The following is an 18217-nucleotide window of genomic DNA, read 5'->3' as shown; positions in this document are numbered from 1 at the left end:
GGCCAGCAGGCGTTCGGTGACGAATGCCGGGATGGATAGCTGCGCACTCGGCACATTGGTCTGGAACGGGCTCCGTCACGGCCATGAACGAAGGGGCGCAGGCCCGAGGGGCTTGAGAAAAATTGTTAGCAAGGTAACAATTTAACCTTAAGCATTCTCATTTATGGATCTGCCCATGTCCCGCTCTAGCCGCTTCTGGCTGACGCTCTTGCTGCCCGTCCTGTCCCTGTTCAGCCTGGCTGCCGGGGCCGCAACCACCGAAGGGGCGGCCCAGGCCCTGCACCTGCTCGGCTACATCGGCGCCGACTACCCGGCGACCGTGGCTGCCGGCGAGGTCGTCGATGAGGGCGAATACCGCGAGCAGCTGGAATTTCTCGGCGTGCTGCAGGGGCTGATCGTCGCCCTGCCGGCCAAGGCCGAGCGCGTCGAGCTGGAGCAGGGCGTTGCCGGGCTGCGCCAGGCGGTGAGCCAGCGCCAGCCGGGCGAGCAGGTCGCCAGCGAGGCGCGGCGCCTGGCCGCGCGGCTGGCCGAGCTGTACCAGGTGCACCAGGTGCCGGCGATCACTCCCGATCCGGCCCGCGGCGCGCCGCTGTATGCCCAGCATTGCGCGGTCTGCCACGGCGATCAGGGGGCCGGCGACGGCCCCGCCGGCATCGGCCTGGAGCCGCCGCCGGCCAACCTGCGCGACCGTGCGCGGCTGGACCGCCTGAGCCTGTACGACCTGTTCAACACCCTCGGCCTGGGTATCGAGGGCACCGACATGCCGGCCTTCGCCGACCAGCTCGACGAGCGTCAGCGCTGGGACCTGGCCAGCTATATCGCCGGCTTCAGCGCCGAGCCCGGCGCGGCGGGCGGCAGCCCTTTCAGCCTGGCCGCACTGGCCGGGCAGACGCCGGGCGAGGTCGCCGCCAGCGGTGGCGACAGTGCCGCCTTCCGCGCCCAGCGCGCGCAGCCGCCGCAACAGCAGCGCGGCCCGCAGGTGCTGATCGGGCACACCACTGCCACCCTCGAACGCAGCCTGCAGGCCTACACAGAGCATGACCGCGAGCAGGCCTACGACCTGTCGGTGGCCGCCTACCTGGAAGGCTTCGAGCTGGTCGAAGGCGCCCTCGACAACCTCGACACGCTGCAGCGCAAGAGTACCGAGAAGACCCTGATGGCCTACCGCCAGGCGCTGCAGGATGGCGCCAGCGTGGCCCAGGCGGCGCAGGCGCTGGAGGCGGCCAAGGTGCAGCTGGCCAAGTCCGCCGAACTGCTCGCCGGCGGCGCGATGAATGCCTCGCTGAGCTTCTTCTCCAGCCTGCTGATCCTGCTGCGCGAGGGCCTGGAGGCGATCCTGGTGCTGGCGGCGATCCTCGCTTTTCTGCGCAACACCGGGCAGCCGCAGGCGGTGCGCAGCGTGCATGTCGGCTGGGGCCTGGCGCTGCTGGCCGGCGTCGCCACCTGGGCCCTGGCGGCCTACCTGATCGACGTCAGCGGCGCCCAGCGCGAGCTGCTGGAGGGCCTCACCGCGCTGTTCGCCAGCGTCATGGTGCTGTGGCTCGGCGTGTGGATGCACGACCGCCGGCATGCCGCGGCCTGGCAGGACTACATCAAGAGCAGCCTGGTCGGCGGCGGCGGGCGCTTCGGCTTCGCCGTGCTGGCGTTCTTCTCGGTGTACCGCGAGCTGTTCGAGGTCATCCTGTTCTACGAAACCCTCTGGCTGCAGGCCGGCCCGCAAGGTCACAGCATGGTCCTGGCCGGTGCCGGCGCGGCGCTGGTGCTGCTGCTCGGCCTGGCCTGGGTGATCCTGCGCGGCTCGCGCAAGCTGCCGCTGGCGACCTTCTTCAGCGCCAACGCGGTGCTGCTCTGCGCGCTGTCGGTGGTGTTTGCCGGCCACGGCGTGGCGGCGCTGCAGGAGGCCGGGGTGCTCGGCACGCGGCCGGTGGCGTTCTTCGACTTCGACTGGCTGGGCGTCCATGCCGATGCCTGGAGCCTCTCGGCCCAGGGTCTGGCACTGGCCGCCATCGTGGCGCTGTACGGGCGCAGCTGGCTGGGCGAGCGCCGCCGCGCGCAGGCGGCCGGATAGGCCGCACCCCGGCCGGCGGATGGCTTACCATGCCGGCCGGGTCATTCTTGGAGAGCATGTGCGATGCGTGTCTGGATCGATGCCGACGCCTGCCCGCGGGCGGCGCGGGATCAGGTGGTGAAGTTCGCCCTCAAGCGTGGCTTCGAGGTGGTGCTGGTGGCCGGCCAGCCGGTGGCGCGGCCGGGCTTCACCTGCGTGCGGCTGATCGTGGTGCCGAGCGGCCCGGATGCGGCGGACGATCACCTGGTCGAGCATGCCGTGCCCGGCGAGCTGGTGATCTGCAGCGATGTGCCGCTGGCCGACCGTCTGGTGAAGAAGGGCGTCAGCGCCCTCGATCCGCGCGGTCGCGAGTTCGACGAACGCAACATGGGCGAGCGCCTGGCGGTGCGCAATCTGTTCACCGACCTGCGCGAGCAGGGCCAGATGGGTGGCGGCCAGGCCGCCTACGGCGATAAGGATCGTCAGGCCTTCGCCAACTCGCTGGACCGTATCCTCACCCGGCTGATGCGTGGCTAGTCACGCGCAGACCCATGCCGCGTAGGGCTGGGAGAGGTGCCGACTTTCTGGTGCCCATGGCGCACGGCAGATCGGGACTGGCGTTCAGCCGCACAGATAGGTGCCGGTACCCACGGCGACCAGGCTGCCATCGTCGCTGTGCAGTTCGGTGCGCACCACCGCCACCTTGTTGCCGGAGCGCAGCAGCACCGCCGTGGCGGTGAACGACTGGCCGCGCCCGGGGCGCAGGTAGTCGACGCGCAGGTCGATGGTGCCGAGCTTGGACAGCCGCGCCATGCGCTCGCTGGTGGGCAGGTGCTGGTGCCGCTCGAAGGCGCCGATCAGCGCCATGGCGCCGCCGGCCACGTCGAGCAGCGAGGAGATCACTCCGCCATGCAGGATGCCGTGGACGAAGTTGCCGATCAGCTCGGGCTTCATCGGCAGGCTCATCACCACCTTGTCGACGGCCAGCTCGTCGAGCTGGATGCCCAGCACCTGGTTGAACGGGATGCGCTGGAAGAAGCTGCTGACGGCGTCGCGCAGCTCGGCGGTGAGTTCGAAGGGGGCGTGGCTCATGACGGCGTTCCTGCGCTGGGGTGGCCTGTCACGCTGCCGCAATCGGGCCGGCTTGACCAGCGCCGCGGCGCGGCTGTCACGGCGATTGGCCGGATCGGCGTAGGTTGGGTTGAGGCGCGCAGCGCCGAAGCCCAACGGGCGAAGGTTCAGGCCCTGTAGCGGCCTGTCTGTCCGCCGTTGGGCTTCGCTGCGCTCAACCCAACCTACGCCAGGTTCGCGGCTCAGTGCGGGTGGGCCAGTTCCAGCACCCGGTCGACCAGCTTGTTGATCCCGCTGGCCGCCTCGGCGATCGACTGGGCGAGCATGTAGGCCGGGGTGCTGACCAGCTTGTGCGCGCTGTCCTCGACTATGTCCTCCACCGTGCATTCCTGGTGGCTGCCGCCCATGGCCTGCAGCGCGGCGGCGGCCGGGTCTTCGGCGCTGCCCAGGGTGCAGGTGACGCCGGCCCCGAAGATCCTGGTCGCCAGGGCCGGGGCGATGCAGATCAGACCGATCGGCTTACCGGCCTTGGCGAAGGCCTGGGCGGCGGCCAGCACGTCGGCCTGCACGCTGCAGTCGGCGCCCTTTACGGCGAAGTCGGAGAGGTTCTTGGCCACGCCGAAGCCGCCGGGCAGGATCAGTGCGTCGAAATGCTCGACCGCAAGCTCGCGCACATCCTCGACATTGCCGCGGGCGATGCGCGCGGACTCGACCAGGACATTGCGGCTGCCGGCCATTTCCTCGCCGGTCAGGTGGTTGATCACATGCATCTGCGCCACGTTCGGCGCGAAGCACTGCACTTGGGCGCCGCGCTGGTCGAGGCGCAGCAGGGTGATCACGCTTTCGTGGATTTCCGCACCGTCATAGACGCCGCAGCCGGAGAGGATGACGGCTACTTTCTTACTCATGGCTTGCTCCTGATCGGGGATACAGCGGGTGTCGCCAAATGCCGCCCGGCCTGGCATGCCCGGTACTCGGTGGCACGGCGCGGCTGGCTTAGCATGGCGACCAATACCGCAATGCTAGCCCGCGAACCGCCGTAACGATATGGGTGAACCGTGAATTACATCCTCTACGCCGTGCCCGTGTTCTTCCTCCTGATCGGCCTCGAACTGCTCGCCGATCGCTGGCGCGGCGTGCGCAGCTATCGCCTGGCCGACGCGCTGAACAGCCTCAGCGCCGGCGTGCTGTCGACCTCGCTGAACCTGCTGAGCAAGGGTGTCGGCGTGCTCAGCTACAGCTTCGCCTGGCAGCAGCTGGGGCTGTTCGAGCTGGCGGCCGACAGCCCGTGGGTCTGGTTGCTCGCCTTCGTCGGCTACGACTTCTGCTACTACTGGCTGCATCGCCTGGGCCACGAGCGCAACATCCTCTGGGCCGCCCATTCGGTGCACCACCAGAGCGAGGAGTACAACCTCTCCACCGCCCTGCGCCAGACCAGCACCGGCTTCATCTTCGGCTGGATCTTCTACCTGCCGCTGGCCATCGCCGGGGTGCCGCTGCCGGTGTTTCTCGGCGTGGCGGCGATGAACCTGCTGTACCAGTTCTGGGTGCATACCCGGCACATCCCCAAGCTCGGCTGGTTCGAATGGTTCTTCGTCAGCCCGTCCAACCACCGCGTGCACCATGCGCAGAACGCGCTGTACATGGATCGCAACTACGGCGGCGTGTTCATCCTCTGGGACCGCCTGTTCGGCACCTTCCAGGAGGAGCGCGACGAGGAGCCGGTGGTGTTCGGCGTGACCACCCCGCTGGCCAGCTGGAACCCGCTGTGGGCCAACCTGCAGTTCTACGTGCTGTTGTGGCGGGACGCGGTGCGCGCCGAGTCCTGGTGGGACAAGCTGCGCATCGGCTTCATGCGTACCGGCTGGCGTCCGGCCGATGTCGCGGCGCGCGACCCGCGCAGCCAGCCGGACCTGGCCCGTTTCGAGAAGTTCGCCGTGCCGCTGGGGCGGCCGCGGCAGGTCTACGCCCTGCTGCAGTTCGTCGTCTATCTGCTGCTCGGCAGCGGCCTGCTGGCGCTGGGCGAGCAGTGGCCGCTGCTTGCTCAGCTGCTCGGCTGCGCCTGGATGGCCTACGGCCTGTATGCCCTCGGCGCCTGGCTGGAGAACCGGCCGTTCGTGCTGTGGCTGGAGCTGCTGCGCCTGGCGCTCAACCCGCCGTTGCTGTGGCTGGCCGAGCAGCAGGGCCTGCTCGGCGCGGCGGCGGATCCGGCCTGGCCGCTGCTGCTGGGCTACAGCGGCCTGAGCCTGCTGGCGCTGGGGCTGCTGCAGCGGCAATGGGTCGCGCCGCTGCGCGCCTGATTAGTTTGTCGTGGCGATGCCGCAGGCGTCATCAATTGGTCATAATGGCAGCTTATAACCGTCACACTGAGCCCGCGCGCGTGGGCCCCGGAGTCTGCCGTGAGCTTTACCCCCGCCAATCGCCTGTTCCCCGCCACCCGCCTGCGCCGCAACCGTCGCGATGACTTCTCCCGCCGTCTGGTGCGCGAGAACGTGCTGACGGTCGACGACCTGATCCTGCCGGTGTTCGTCCTCGACGGGGAAAACCGCCGCGAAGCGATTCCGTCGATGCCGGGCGTCGAGCGCCTGTCCATCGACCTGCTGCTCAAAGAGGCGGAAGAGTGGGTGGCCCTGGGCATTCCGGCGCTGGCGCTGTTCCCGGTGACGCCGCTGGAGAAGAAATCCCTGCTCGGCGAGGAAGCCTGGAACCCGGACGGCATTGCCCAGCGCGCCATCCGTGCCCTGCGCGCGCGCTTCCCGGAACTGGGGGTGATCAGCGACGTGGCCCTGGACCCCTTTACCACCCACGGCCAGGACGGCATTCTCGACGACCACGGCTATGTGCAGAACGACATCACCGTCGATGCCCTGGTCAAGCAGGCGCTGTCCCATGCCGCGGCCGGTGCCCAGGTGGTGGCGCCGTCGGACATGATGGACGGGCGCGTGCAGGCGATCCGCGAGGCGCTGGAGCTGGCCGATCACAGCAACGTGCGCATCATGGCCTACTCGGCCAAGTACGCCAGTGCCTACTACGGCCCGTTCCGCGATGCGGTGGGTTCGGCCGCCAACCTGGGCAAGGGCAGCAAGAACACCTACCAGATGGACCCGGCCAACGGCAACGAGGCGCTGCACGAGGTGGCGGCGGACCTGGCCGAAGGCGCCGACATGGTCATGGTCAAGCCGGGCATGCCCTATCTCGACATCCTCTGGCGGGTCAAAGAGGAATTCCGCGTGCCGACCTTTGTCTATCAGGTCAGTGGCGAGTACGCGATGCATATGGCAGCCATCCAGAACGGCTGGCTCAGCGAGGCGGTGATCCTCGAATCGCTCACCGCCTTCAAACGCGCCGGCGCCGATGGCATCCTGACCTACTTCGCCAAACGGGCGGCAGAACTGATCAAGGCGGGGCACTGACGCCCCCAGGGAACAAGCGATGAACACCGAGGGACTCAGCGAGAAGGAAGTAGTGGATGGTCAGCCGATTGCTGCACCGATCCTGGAGGAAGTGAGCGTGGCCGAAGTAGCGCCAGTCGTCGAAGCGCCGGTGGCCGCCCCCGTGGCCGCCCCGGCCCTGGTGGTGCCGGGGCTGGATGACAGCAGCCTGTACATCCACCGCGAGCTGTCCCAGCTGAAGTTCAACATCCGCGTGCTGGAGCAGGCGCTGGACGAGTCCTATCCGCTGCTGGAGCGGCTGAAGTTCCTGCTGATCTTCTCCAGCAACCTCGACGAGTTCTTCGAGATCCGCGTGGCCGGGCTGAAGAAGCAGATCACCTTCGCCCGTGAGCAGGCCGGCGCCGACGGCCTGCAGCCGCATCAGGCGCTGGCGCGGATTTCCGAACTGGTGCACGAGCAGGTCGGCCGCCAGTACGCCATCCTCAACGACATCCTCCTGCCGGAACTGGCCAAGCACCAGGTCAACTTCATCCGCCGCCGGCACTGGACGGTGAAGCTGAAGACCTGGGTGCGCCGCTACTTCCGCGACGAGATCGCGCCGATCATCACCCCGATCGGCCTCGACCCGACGCACCCCTTCCCGCTGCTGGTGAACAAGAGCCTGAACTTCATCGTCGAGCTGGAGGGCATCGATGCCTTCGGCCGCGACTCCGGCCTGGCGATCATCCCGGCGCCGCGCCTGCTGCCGCGCATCATCAAGGTGCCGGAAGAGGTCGGCGGGGCGGGGGACAACTACGTGTTCCTCTCCTCGATGATCCACGCTCACGCCGACGACCTGTTCCAGGGCATGAAGGTCAAGGGCTGCTACCAGTTCCGCCTGACCCGCAACGCCGACCTGTCGGTGGATACCGAGGACGTCGAGGACCTGGCCCGCGCCCTGCGCGGCGAGCTGTTCAGCCGCCGCTACGGCGACGCGGTGCGCCTGGAAGTGGCCGACACCTGCCCGCAGCACCTGTCGGACTACCTGCTCAAGCAGTTCAACCTGAGCGACAGCGAGCTGTACCGGGTCAACGGCCCGGTCAACCTGACCCGCCTGTTCGCCATCACCGGCCTGGCCAGTCACCCGGAGCTGCAATACGCGCCGTTCACCCCGGTGATCCCCAAGCTGCTGCAGAACAGCGAGAACATCTTCAACGTGGTGAGCAAGCAGGACATCCTCCTGCTGCATCCCTTCGAGTCGTTCACCCCGGTGGTCGACCTGCTGCGCCAGGCGGCGAAAGACCCCAACGTGCTGGCGATCAAGCAGACCCTGTACCGCTCCGGGGCCAACTCGGAGATCGTCGATGCGCTGGTGGATGCGGCGCGCAACGGCAAGGAAGTCACCGCGGTGATCGAGCTGCGCGCGCGCTTCGACGAGGAGTCCAACCTGGCCCTGGCCAGTCGCCTGCAGGCCGCCGGCGCGGTGGTGATCTACGGCGTGGTCGGATTCAAGACCCACGCCAAGATGATGCTGATCCTGCGCCGCGAGAGCGGCGAGATCGTCCGTTACGCCCACCTAGGCACCGGTAACTACCATGCCGGCAACGCCCGCCTGTACACCGACTACAGCCTGCTCACCGCCGACGTGGCCCTTGGCGAGGACGTCTCCAAGCTGTTCAGCCAGCTGATCGGCATGGGCAAGACCCTGCGCATGAAGAAGCTGCTGCACGCGCCCTTCACCCTGAAGAAGACCCTGCTCGATCTGATCGCCTTCGAGACCCAGCAGGCCAGCGAGGGCAAGCCGGCGCACATCATCGCCAAGTTCAACTCGCTGACCGACGCGAAGATCATTCGCGCGCTGTACAAGGCCAGCCAGACCGGGGTGAGGATCGACCTGGTGGTGCGCGGCATGTGCTGCCTGCGTCCGGGCATTCCCGGGGTGTCGCACAACATCCAGGTGCGCTCGATCATCGGCCGTTTCCTCGAACACACCCGGGTGTTCTACTTCCTCAACGGCGGTGAGGAGAAGATCTACCTGTCCAGTGCCGACTGGATGGAGCGCAACCTCGACAAGCGGGTGGAGACCTGCTTCCCGGTGGAGGGGCGCAAGCTGATCGTGCGGGTGAAGAAGGAGCTGGAAGCCTACCTGACCGACAACACCCAGGCCTGGGCGCTGCAACCGGATGGGCGCTATGTGCGCATCACCCCGAGCGGCAACGCCAACCTGCGCAGTGCCCAGGCCAGCCTGCTGGAGAAGCTGACCAGCCCCGCGGCGCGCTGAGCCCGCGGCTACCGACGCCTTCGCCCTGGAGCGCCGCCTGGCATAAAGCAAAAAGCCCCGCATTTGCGGGGCTTTTTCGTGGCTATGTAGCTGTTACGCGTTGCCATGCCGCGCTGTTGTTTGGCTCAAGCGCTCGCGGTGGCTGCTCTGGCTGTTGGTGGGAGCGAATTCATTCGCGATCAGGGCCTACGCCGAGCCGCCTGTTTATCGCGGATAAATCCGCTCCCACTCAAGCTCGATGGCCTGTGCAACACGGAACCGGCACGTAGCCTTTTTCGTTGCGGCGGCACTCAGCGCATGGTCAGGACGAAGCCGATCCGCGTCAGCCATTCGGCTTCCAAGGCGAAGTCGGCCTGGGTCAGCGGGTTGGCGTCCAGCCAGCCTTCGGGGAAGGTCAGGTCGAGGCTCTGCGGCCCGGCCTGCAGCTTCAGGCGGGGCATTTCCTGGGTACCGCGGATATGGTGGAAGAGGATGGCGAAGCGCAGCAGCACGCACAGGCGCAGGAGCTTGATGCCTTCCTCGCCGAACTCGGCGAAGCGCTCCTTGGGGATGTTGCGCCGGTGGCCGCGCACCAGCAGGGCCAGCATCAGCTGGTCCTGACGGGAGAAGCCGGGCAGGTCGGAGTGTTCGATCAGGTAGGCGCCGTGCTTGTGGTAGTGGTAGTGGGCGATGTCCAGGCCGATCTCATGCACCCGTGCGGCCCACTGCAGCAGGTCGCGGTGCCATTCGTCGTCCAGCTGCCAGGCCTCGCTGACCTGCTCCAGTGCCGACAGCGCCTTGGCCTCGACCCGGGCGGCCTGCTGCAGGTCGACGTGGTAGCGCTCCATCAGCGCGCCGAGGGTGCGCTCGCGCACGTCCTCGTGGTGATGGCGACCGAGCAGGTCGTACAGCACGCCTTCGCGCAGGGCGCCTTCGGAGTGGTCCATGCGCTGCAGGTCGAGGGCGTCGAAGATCGCCTCGGCGATGGCCAGGCCGGCGGGGAAGATCTGCCGGCGGTCCGGTTTGATGCCGTCGAGGTCCAGTTTTTCCACGTCGCCGAGCTTGAGCACCTTGCGCTTGAGCCAGGCCAGGCCCTCGGGGTTGATCTCGCCGCTACCCAGGCCGCCGGCCTGGATCGCCAGGCCCACGGCACGGATGGTGCCGGAGGCGCCCACCGCTTCCTGCCAGCCGAGGCGCTGCAGGCCCTGTTCGATGGTCATCAGTTCCAGGCGCGCGGCGGTGTAGGCCTGGGCGTAGCGTGCCGCGGTGACCTTGCCGTCCCTGAAGTAGCGCTGGGTGTAGCTGACGCAGCCCATCTGCAGGCTTTCGCGCAGCAGCGGCTCGAAGCGCTGGCCGACGATGAATTCGGTACTGCCGCCGCCGATGTCGGCGACCAGGCGCTTGCCGGGGTTGTCCGGCATGCTGTGGGACACACCGAGGTAGATCAGGCGCGCTTCCTCGCGGCCGGAGATGACGTCCACCTGGTGGCCGAGCAGGGCTTCGGCGCGGCGGATGAACTCGGCGCGGTTGCGCGCCTCGCGCAGGGCGTTGGTGCCAACGATGCGCACCGCGCCCTGGGGCAGGCCCTGGATCAGCTGGCCGAAGCGGCTCAGGCAGTCGAGCCCGCGGGCCATGGCTTCCTCGCTGAGCAGGCGCTGTTCGTCGATCCCGGCGGCCAGCTGCACCTTTTCGCCCAGGCGTTCGAGAATCCGCACCTCGCCGTGCTCGGCCTTGGCCAGCACCATGTGGAAGCTGTTGGAGCCGAGGTCGATGGCAGCAATCAGGGAAAACGACTTGGGGGCAGCTTGCGGCATGGTCAAGGTCTCGAAACTGAACAGAGGCAGCCGGCCGCACTGGAGCGGTCGGTCCAATGCCCTGCATGTTAACCTCCCGCGGCCGTCCTGCCGTATTCTTTCATCAGCTTTTCCCAGGGAGGCGATAGGCAAGCACAATGGCCTGCGACTTTCGGCGCAGGTCAAGGCGGGCTATCATGGCCGCCACTTTTCTGCTTCCGACCACGGAGACTATCCATGAGCGATTTCATCACCAACGTCAGCGACGCCAGTTTCGAAGACGACGTGATCAAGGCCGAAGGTCCGGTCCTGGTCGATTACTGGGCCGAATGGTGCGGCCCGTGCAAGATGATCGCCCCGGTGCTCGACGAAATTGCCCAGACCTACCAGGGCAAGCTGAAGGTCTGCAAACTGAACATCGACGAAAACCAGGACACCCCGCCGAAGTACGGCGTTCGCGGCATCCCGACCCTGATGCTGTTCAAGAACGGCAACGTCGAGGCGACCAAGGTCGGTGCCCTGTCGAAGTCGCAGCTGGCGGCCTTCCTCGACGCCAACATCTGATTGCGCGCGGCCCGGCCGTCTGCTCGGATGTTGCAATAAAGCCCCGCACTCTGCGGGGTTTTTGCTTTCTGCGGGCTGGACGCACCGCCTGGCCGGTGTTACATTCGGCCGGGCAACGGTTCCTCCGCTGCCCTCCAAGCCGTCGCCGACGCATCCCCAATCGATAATATCGAGCGATCCAGTCGCCTTCTCGCGGCGCGGCTTCCAAAGCCCAGTGCTTTCATCCCCCTTCCTCAAAGCTACGTCATTCCTATGAATCTGACCGAACTCAAGCAAAAGCCGATTGCCGAACTGCTGGAAATGTCCGAACAGATGGGCCTGGAGAACATGGCCCGTTCGCGCAAGCAGGACATCATCTTCGCCCTGCTGAAAAAGCACGCTAAAAGCGGCGAAGAGATCTCCGGTGACGGCGTGCTGGAGATCCTCCAGGACGGCTTCGGCTTCCTGCGCTCCGCGGACTCCTCGTACCTGGCCGGCCCGGACGACATCTACGTCTCGCCCAGCCAGATCCGCCGCTTCAACCTGCGTACCGGTGACACCATCATCGGCAAGATCCGCCCGCCGAAAGAAGGCGAGCGTTACTTTGCCCTGCTCAAGGTCGACTCGATCAACTTCGACCGTCCGGAAAACGCCAAGAACAAGATCCTGTTCGAGAACCTGACGCCGCTGTTCCCGACCCAGCGTCTGAAGATGGAAGCCGGCAACGGTTCCAAGGAAGACCTGACCGCGCGCGTGATCGATCTCTGCGCCCCGATCGGCAAGGGCCAGCGCGGCCTGATCGTTGCCCAGCCGAAAGCCGGTAAGACCATCATGCTGCAGAACATCGCGGCCAACATCACCCGCAACAACCCCGAGTGCCACCTGATCGTCCTGCTGATCGACGAGCGCCCGGAAGAAGTGACCGAGATGCAGCGCACCGTGCGCGGCGAAGTGGTTGCCTCGACCTTCGACGAGCCGCCGACCCGCCACGTGCAGGTCGCCGAAATGGTGATCGAGAAGGCCAAGCGCCTGGTCGAGCACAAGAAGGACGTGGTCATCCTGCTCGACTCCATCACCCGCCTGGCGCGCGCCTACAACACCGTGATCCCGAGCTCCGGCAAGGTTCTCACCGGTGGTGTCGACGCCCACGCCCTGGAGAAGCCGAAACGCTTCTTCGGTGCCGCGCGTAACATCGAGGAAGGCGGTTCGCTGACCATCATCGCCACCGCGCTGGTGGAAACCGGCTCGAAGATGGACGAAGTGATCTACGAAGAGTTCAAGGGCACCGGCAACATGGAGCTGATCCTCGATCGCCGGGTTTCCGAGAAACGCGTGTTCCCCGCGATCAACATCAACAAGTCCGGCACCCGCCGCGAAGAGTTGCTGACCGGCGAGGAAGAGCTGTCGCGCATGTGGATTCTGCGCAAGCTGCTGCACCCGATGGACGAGATCGCCGCCATCGAGTTCCTCCTCGACAAGCTGAAAGACAGCAAGACCAACGATGAATTCTTCTTGTCGATGAAGCGCAAGTAAGTTCAGCGTTGCCACAAAGGCCGGGGAAACCCGGCCTTTGCATTTGCGCGGCCTTCTGAATAACCCAGTTCGGCGCTAAACTTTGCGCCCCGACCTGCACGCCTATACGAGGCTCAAGCATGCAGTATCGCGACCTTCGCGACTTTATCCGCGGCCTGGAACAGCGCGGCGAACTCAAGCGCATCCAGACGCCGGTTTCCCCGGTGCTGGAAATGACCGAAATCTGCGACCGCACCCTGCGCAAGGGCGGCCCGGCGCTGCTGTTCGAGAACCCCACCGGCTTCGACATGCCGGTGCTCGGCAACCTGTTCGGCACGCCCAAGCGCGTGGCCTTGGGCATGGGCGCCGAGGAAGTCAGCGAGCTGCGCGAGATCGGTAAGCTGCTGGCCTTTCTCAAGGAACCGGAGCCGCCGAAAGGGCTGAAGGATGCCTGGAGCAAGCTGCCGATCTTCAAGAAGGTCCTGGCCATGGCGCCCAAGGTGCTGAAAGACGCGCCGTGCCAGGAAGTGATCGAGGAGGGCGACGACGTCGACCTGACCAAACTGCCGGTGCAGACCTGCTGGCCGGGCGATGTCGGCCCGCTGATCACCTGGGGCCTGACCATCACCAAGGGGCCGAACAAGGAGCGGCAGAACCTCGGCATCTACCGCCAGCAGGTGATCGGCCGCAACAAGGTCATCATGCGCTGGCTCAGCCACCGTGGCGGTGCCCTGGACTACCGCGACTGGTGCGAGAAGTTTCCCGGCCAGCCCTACCCGGTGGCCGTGGCTCTGGGCGCGGATCCGGCGACCATCCTCGGCGCCGTCACTCCGGTGCCGGACAGCCTCTCCGAATACGCCTTCGCCGGCCTGCTGCGCGGCAACAAGACCGAGCTGGTCAAGGCCCGCGGCAGCGATCTGCAGGTGCCGGCCAGTGCCGAGATCGTCCTCGAAGGGGTGATCCATCCCGGCGAGATGGCCGATGAGGGCCCGTACGGCGACCACACCGGCTACTACAACGAGGTCGACTGCTTCCCGGTATTCACCGTCGAACGCATCACCCGCCGGCACAAGCCGATCTACCACAGCACCTACACCGGGCGGCCGCCGGATGAGCCGGCGATTCTCGGCGTGGCGCTGAACGAAGTGTTCGTGCCGATCCTGCAGAAGCAGTTCCCGGAGATCACCGACTTCTACCTGCCGCCGGAAGGCTGCTCGTACCGCATGGCGGTGGTGACCATCAAGAAGCAGTACCCCGGCCACGCCAAGCGGGTGATGCTCGGGGTGTGGAGCTTTTTGCGCCAGTTCATGTACACCAAGTTCGTCATCGTCACCGACGACGACGTCAATGCACGCGACTGGAACGACGTGATCTGGGCCATCACCACGCGCATGGACCCCAAGCGCGACACGGTGCTGATCGACAACACGCCGATCGACTACCTCGACTTCGCCTCGCCGGTCTCCGGTCTCGGCAGCAAGATGGGCCTGGACGCCACCCACAAGTGGCCGGGAGAAACCACGCGCGAGTGGGGCCGTGCCATCGTCCAGGACGAGGCGGTCAAGCAGCGGGTCGATGCGCTGTGGAGCGAGCTCGGGATCGATTGATGAAAGTCATTCTGCAACCGTCCGGCGCGCAGCTCGATGTCCGGGCCGGCGAGCGCATCCTGGATGCCGCGCGGCGCCTGGGTTACACCTGCCCGCAGAGCTGCCGCAACGGCAACTGCCATGTCTGCGCGGCCCTGCTGGTCGAGGGCTGGGTGCGCCAGGGCGGCGAGGAACGTAGCCAGGGCGAGCTGTTCACCTGCCTGGCCGAGCCGCTGCAAGACTGCGTGCTGCACTGGGACGGCGTGCTGGCGCCGGGCGAGCTGCCGCAGCGCGAGCTGAGCTGCCAGCTGATCGAATGCCAGGAGGTCGGCGGCGATGTGTACCGCGTGCGCCTGCGCGCCCCGGCCGGCAAGCCGCCGCGCTACCACGCCGGGCAATACCTGCTGCTTCAGCGCCAGGACGGCGAGTATGCCGCCTACTCGCTGGCCTCGGCGCCGCACGACGGGCGCGAGCTGGAGCTGCATATCCTGGTGCGCGACGAAGGCACCCTGGCGCTGGTCGACTTCCTTCGCCGGCAGGGCTTCGCCCGCGTCCAGCTGCCGTTCGGCGACACCCACCTGGCCGAGCTGCCGGCCGGGCCGCTGGTGCTGATTGCCGCCGGAACCGGCATGGGCCAGATGCACAGCCTGATCGAGCATTGCCGCGCCGCCGGCTTCCGGCACCCGGTGCACCTGTACTGGGGCGTGCGCCACGCCGAGGATTTCTACCAGTTGCCGCACTGGGCCGACTGGCAACAGACGCCAGGCCTGCATCTGCACCGGGTGGTCAGCGAACCGGGCGACTGGTCCGGGCGCTGCGGCCTGCTGCACGAGGCGGTGTGTGAGGACTTCGCCGATCTCAAGGCCCTGCATGTGTATGCCAGCGGTTCGCCGGCGATGGTCTACGGCACTCTGGATGCCCTGGTCGCGGCCGGAATGGACGCGCACCAGATGCGCGCCGACGTGTTCGCCTACGCCCCGCGCGACTAACTGCAACCCATGAAAAAGCCGCCTGAGGGCGGCTTTTTCATGGGCGCGGAAGTGGTGTGCTCGGTAGCCCTTGGTGTCGGAGACTGCGGGCTAGGGTAGGCGTAGGTTGCGGTGCGCAGCGCCGAAGCCCAACGGGTGGTGCGCGGAGCGGCCTGTGTTGGGCTTCGCAGGCTCAACCCAACCTACCGGAGTTCGCAGTCGTAGGGTGGATCACGCTTCACCGATCCACCGAGCGGATGGGGGGTGGATGAAAAAAGCATTATCCCCCCGGTGTTCTTGCAGTTGCTTTCAGCGCACCTGGACCACCACCTTGCCCACCGCCTTGCGCTGGCCCAGGGCATTGATCGCTTCGGCCGCCTGCTCCAACGGGAAGGTCTGCGACACCAGCGGCTTGAGCTTGCCTTCGGAATGCCAGGCGAACAGCTGCTGGAAGTTGGCCGCGTTGTCCTGCGGCTGGCGCTGGGCGAACGAGCCCCAGAACACCCCGACCACCGCTGCGCCCTTGAGCAGGCAGAGGTTCACCGGCAGCTCGGGGATGCGCCCGCTGGCGAAGCCGACCACCAGCAGGCGGCCGTTCCAGGCGATGGCGCGGATGGCTTCGTCGAACAGGTCGCCGCCGACCGGGTCGTAGATCACGTCGGCGCCCTGGCCGCCGGTGAGCTTCTTCACTTCGTCCTTGAGGCTCGCCTCGCTGTAGTTGATCAGCTCGTCGGCGCCGGCGGCCTTGGCCACGGCCAGTTTCTCCGCGCTGCTGGCGGCGGCGATGACGCGGGCGCCCATGGCCTTGCCGATTTCCACCGCGGCCAGGCCGACGCCGCCGGAGGCGCCGAGTACCAGCAGGGTCTCGCCCGGCTGCAGGTTGGCGCGCTGTTTCAGTGCATGCATCGAGGTGCCGTAGGTCATGCCGAAGGCGGCGGCCGCCGTGAAGTCGAGGCCGCGCGGGATCGGCATGACGTTATAGGCGGGCACCGCCACCTGTTCGGCGAAGCTGCCCCAGCCGGTCAGCGCCATCACCCGGTCGCCGGCCTTGAGGTGCTCGACCTTCTCGCCGACTTCCAGCACCACGCCGGCCGCTTCGCCGCCCGGGGAGAAGGGGAAGGGCGGCTTGAACTGGTACTTGCCTTCGATGATCAGGGTATCGGGGAAGTTGACCCCGGCGGCGTGGACCTCGAGGAGGATCTCGTTCTTCTTGATCGCGGGGCCGGCAACTTCCTCCAGCACCAGGGTTTCGGCCGGGCCGAAGGCTTTGCACAGAACGGCTTTCATCAGCGGATATCCTCCAGGGTTGATGGTCTGGCAGTGTAGGTGGCCCGCCTGGCCGGTCAACGAGCATGCCCCGGCCTGATGCCCCTGTATAAGCGTCGGACTTGGGTGTGGCCGCGGCAATGGCTATGCTAGCGCCACATCTTCGTGAGGAACTGCCGCCGTGAAAACCTGGATCGCTCTGCTATTGGCCCTGTCGCTGCCCCTCACCGCCCTGGCCAACAGCGGCGGCGAAGAGGCGGAAGGCGAGAACGCGGCGCCCAAGGTGGCCTACTACAACCTGGTGCCGGCCCTGGTCGGCAACTTCGGCCCGGGGCCCAAGCTGAAGTTCTACAAGGCCGATATCGCCCTGCGCGTCACCGGCAGCGAGGCCGAGGAGAAGGTCGAGCACCACGAGCCGCTGATCCGCAATCAGCTGGTGATGCTGTTCTCCCAGCAGACCGAGGCCAGCATGAGCGGCCAGGACGCCAAGGAGAAGCTGCGCCTGGAGGCGCTCAAGCAGGTGCAGGACGTGCTCAACCAGGAAGAAGGCAAGCCCTACGTCGAGGATCTTTTGTTCAACAACCTGATCATCCAATAAGTATTCGTAGGGTGCGCCGTGCGCACCAGCAGGCCCGCATAGTGCCTCGGTGCGCACGGCGCACCCTACGGCTGGCTTAGGCCATCTGCGCCAGGGCCTTGCGAAAACGGGTCATGGCACCGAGGAAGAACAGCGTGCCGATCCCGGCAATCGCCAGCAGCTGCGGCCAGACGATCGACAGCCCGGCGCCGCGGTAGAGGATGGCCTGGGCCAGGTCGACGAAGTGGGTGGTCGGCGCCACCAGCATGATCCGCTGCACCAGTTCGGGCATGCTCTCGCGCGGCGTGGTGCCGCCGGAGAGGATCTCCAGCGGGATCAGCACGATGATGATCAGCAGGCCCAGCTGTGGCATCGAGCGCGCCACCGTGCCGAAGAAGATACCCATCGAGGTGGTGGCGAACAGGTGCAGCGCGGCGCCGCCGAGAAACAGCGCCAGCGAGCCCTGGATCGGCACCTGCAGCGAGCCCTGGACCACCAGCAGCAGCGACAGCGCGGTCGCCACCAGCACCACCAGGCCCATCGACCAGACCTTGGCCAGCATGATCTCCAGCGGCGTCACCGGCATCACCAGCAGGTGCTCGATGGTGCCGTGCTCACGCTCGCGGATCAGCGCGGCGCCGGTGAGGATGATCGACAGCATGGTGATCTGGTTGATCACCTCCATCACCGAACCGAACCAGGTGCGCGTCAGGTTCGGGTTGAACGCCACCCGCACGGCCAACCCGGCCTGTTGCGGCAGGTCCGCCCGGTAGCGGCGGACGAATTCGGCCACCTCGTTGACGCCGATGTTCTGGATATAACCGGCACCGGTGAAGGCCTGGCTGACCTGGGTGGCATCCACGTTGAGCTGGATCGCCGGGCTGCGGCCGGCCAGCACGTCGCGCTGGAAGTCCGGCGGGATGTTCAGGGTGAAGGTATAGCGCCCGGCATCCATGCCGCGGTCCATCTGGCTCAGGTCGATGCGCTGCGGGGTGCGGAAGTAGGGCGGCTGGAAGGCCTGGATCAGCCGCTCGGAAAGCTGCGAGCGGTCCTCGTCGACCACCGCGATGGAGGCGTGGTGCAGGCTTTCCGGCATGCTGGTGGCCGCCGAGTAGATGCCCAGGCTGAAGGCCCAGACGATCAGCAGCACCAGGGCGATGTCGCGCTGCAGGCTGCGCAGTTCCTTGAGGCCGAGGTGGAAGATGTTGGCCAGGCGCTCCATC

General features: G+C 66.8%; 15 protein-coding genes. 10 read left to right on the top strand and 5 right to left on the bottom strand.

Annotated elements, in window-relative coordinates:
* The first annotated feature begins 175 nt into the window (after window positions 1–175).
* Entirely contained in the window at window positions 176–2068 is a 1893-nt protein-coding gene (locus F3I16_RS00625) for a cytochrome c/FTR1 family iron permease (protein WP_160491866.1), read from the top strand.
* 63 nt (window positions 2069–2131) lie between these two features.
* Entirely contained in the window at window positions 2132–2584 is a 453-nt protein-coding gene (locus F3I16_RS00620; RefSeq protein WP_160491865.1) for a YaiI/YqxD family protein, read from the top strand.
* Window positions 2585–2668: 84 nt separating this feature from the next.
* Here the strand turns inward: F3I16_RS00620 and F3I16_RS00615 are convergent, their stop codons facing one another.
* Complete coding sequence (locus F3I16_RS00615; RefSeq protein WP_160491864.1) at window positions 2669–3139, bottom strand: thioesterase family protein; 471 nt, start codon at window positions 3137–3139, stop codon at window positions 2669–2671.
* Window positions 3140–3360: 221 nt separating this feature from the next.
* On the bottom strand, window positions 3361–4026 hold the full coding sequence (elbB, locus tag F3I16_RS00610; protein ID WP_160491863.1) for an isoprenoid biosynthesis glyoxalase ElbB: 666 nt from the start codon (window positions 4024–4026) through the stop codon (window positions 3361–3363).
* 150 nt (window positions 4027–4176) lie between these two features.
* Between elbB and F3I16_RS00605 the strand changes: the two genes are divergently transcribed.
* The 3 genes from F3I16_RS00605 to ppk1 all read left to right on the top strand — a co-directional run bounded on the left by F3I16_RS00605 (window position 4177) and on the right by ppk1 (window position 8770).
* Window positions 4177–5418 carry a sterol desaturase family protein gene (locus F3I16_RS00605; RefSeq protein WP_160491862.1) on the top strand — a complete coding sequence of 414 codons (1242 nt, stop codon included), beginning with the start codon at window positions 4177–4179 and terminating at the stop codon, window positions 5416–5418.
* Between the two features lie 99 nt (window positions 5419–5517).
* Window positions 5518–6531 (top strand): porphobilinogen synthase, encoded by a 1014-nt coding sequence (gene hemB / locus F3I16_RS00600; protein ID WP_160491861.1) that lies wholly within the window; start codon window positions 5518–5520, stop codon window positions 6529–6531.
* 19 nt (window positions 6532–6550) lie between these two features.
* Entirely contained in the window at window positions 6551–8770 is a 2220-nt protein-coding gene (gene ppk1 / locus F3I16_RS00595) for a polyphosphate kinase 1 (protein ID WP_160491860.1), read from the top strand.
* Window positions 8771–9060: 290 nt separating this feature from the next.
* Here ppk1 and ppx read toward each other — a convergent pair whose 3' ends face one another.
* On the bottom strand, window positions 9061–10563 hold the full coding sequence (ppx, locus tag F3I16_RS00590) for an exopolyphosphatase (protein ID WP_160491859.1): 1503 nt from the start codon (window positions 10561–10563) through the stop codon (window positions 9061–9063).
* A 216-nt stretch (window positions 10564–10779) separates the two neighbouring features.
* On the opposite strand from ppx, the gene trxA reads away from it, so the two are divergent.
* From trxA to F3I16_RS00570, 4 genes are all read left to right on the top strand, one after another.
* Window positions 10780–11106 carry a thioredoxin TrxA gene (trxA, locus tag F3I16_RS00585; protein ID WP_160077966.1) on the top strand — a complete coding sequence of 109 codons (327 nt, stop codon included), beginning with the start codon at window positions 10780–10782 and terminating at the stop codon, window positions 11104–11106.
* A 252-nt stretch (window positions 11107–11358) separates the two neighbouring features.
* Window positions 11359–12618, top strand: a complete 1260-nt coding sequence (gene rho, locus F3I16_RS00580; protein WP_160491858.1) for a transcription termination factor Rho — start codon at window positions 11359–11361, stop codon at window positions 12616–12618.
* 119 nt (window positions 12619–12737) lie between these two features.
* On the top strand, window positions 12738–14204 hold the full coding sequence (ubiD, locus tag F3I16_RS00575) for a 4-hydroxy-3-polyprenylbenzoate decarboxylase (RefSeq protein ID WP_160491857.1): 1467 nt from the start codon (window positions 12738–12740) through the stop codon (window positions 14202–14204).
* On the top strand, window positions 14204–15172 hold the full coding sequence (locus tag F3I16_RS00570) for a CDP-6-deoxy-delta-3,4-glucoseen reductase (protein WP_160491856.1): 969 nt from the start codon (window positions 14204–14206) through the stop codon (window positions 15170–15172). Before ubiD ends, F3I16_RS00570 begins: the two co-directional genes overlap by 1 nt.
* Before the next feature lie 288 nt (window positions 15173–15460).
* On the opposite strand, the gene F3I16_RS00565 is transcribed toward F3I16_RS00570, so the two are convergent.
* Window positions 15461–16438 (bottom strand): NADPH:quinone oxidoreductase family protein, encoded by a 978-nt coding sequence (locus F3I16_RS00565; protein ID WP_160491855.1) that lies wholly within the window; start codon window positions 16436–16438, stop codon window positions 15461–15463.
* A gap of 160 nt (window positions 16439–16598) precedes the next feature.
* Between F3I16_RS00565 and F3I16_RS00560 the strand changes: the two genes are divergently transcribed.
* Complete coding sequence (locus F3I16_RS00560) at window positions 16599–17015, top strand: flagellar basal body-associated protein FliL (RefSeq protein ID WP_160491854.1); 417 nt, start codon at window positions 16599–16601, stop codon at window positions 17013–17015.
* A gap of 76 nt (window positions 17016–17091) precedes the next feature.
* On the opposite strand, the gene F3I16_RS00555 is transcribed toward F3I16_RS00560, so the two are convergent.
* The gene (locus F3I16_RS00555; protein WP_160491853.1) at window positions 17092–18216 is read right to left on the bottom strand and encodes an ABC transporter permease; all 1125 of its coding nucleotides are present in this window, start codon (window positions 18214–18216) and stop codon (window positions 17092–17094) included.
* Window position 18217 lies beyond the last annotated feature (1 nt).

The organism is Pseudomonas sp. L-22-4S-12, from assembly GCF_009799935.1.
Taxonomy (GTDB): domain Bacteria; phylum Pseudomonadota; class Gammaproteobacteria; order Pseudomonadales; family Pseudomonadaceae; genus Aquipseudomonas.
Note: the sequence above shows the minus strand (reverse complement) of the source record. Positions and strands in the feature narration are given on the sequence as shown.

What these genes read in the sequence shown, in the direction of transcription:
- ppk1 (WP_160491860.1), top strand. Translation starts at nt 6,551, where the DNA reads ATGAACACCGAGGGACTCAGCGAGAAGGAAGTAGTGGATGGTCAGCCG.
- ppx (WP_160491859.1), bottom strand. Translation starts at nt 10,563, where the DNA reads ATGCCGCAAGCTGCCCCCAAGTCGTTTTCCCTGATTGCTGCCATCGAC.
- F3I16_RS00615 (WP_160491864.1), bottom strand. Translation starts at nt 3,139, where the DNA reads ATGAGCCACGCCCCCTTCGAACTCACCGCCGAGCTGCGCGACGCCGTC.
- F3I16_RS00570 (WP_160491856.1), top strand. Translation starts at nt 14,204, where the DNA reads ATGAAAGTCATTCTGCAACCGTCCGGCGCGCAGCTCGATGTCCGGGCC.
- F3I16_RS00565 (WP_160491855.1), bottom strand. Translation starts at nt 16,438, where the DNA reads ATGAAAGCCGTTCTGTGCAAAGCCTTCGGCCCGGCCGAAACCCTGGTG.
- trxA (WP_160077966.1), top strand. Translation starts at nt 10,780, where the DNA reads ATGAGCGATTTCATCACCAACGTCAGCGACGCCAGTTTCGAAGACGAC.
- elbB (WP_160491863.1), bottom strand. Translation starts at nt 4,026, where the DNA reads ATGAGTAAGAAAGTAGCCGTCATCCTCTCCGGCTGCGGCGTCTATGAC.
- F3I16_RS00620 (WP_160491865.1), top strand. Translation starts at nt 2,132, where the DNA reads ATGCGTGTCTGGATCGATGCCGACGCCTGCCCGCGGGCGGCGCGGGAT.
- F3I16_RS00555 (WP_160491853.1), bottom strand. Translation starts at nt 18,216, where the DNA reads ATGGAGCGCCTGGCCAACATCTTCCACCTCGGCCTCAAGGAACTGCGC.
- rho (WP_160491858.1), top strand. Translation starts at nt 11,359, where the DNA reads ATGAATCTGACCGAACTCAAGCAAAAGCCGATTGCCGAACTGCTGGAA.
- ubiD (WP_160491857.1), top strand. Translation starts at nt 12,738, where the DNA reads ATGCAGTATCGCGACCTTCGCGACTTTATCCGCGGCCTGGAACAGCGC.
- F3I16_RS00625 (WP_160491866.1), top strand. Translation starts at nt 176, where the DNA reads ATGTCCCGCTCTAGCCGCTTCTGGCTGACGCTCTTGCTGCCCGTCCTG.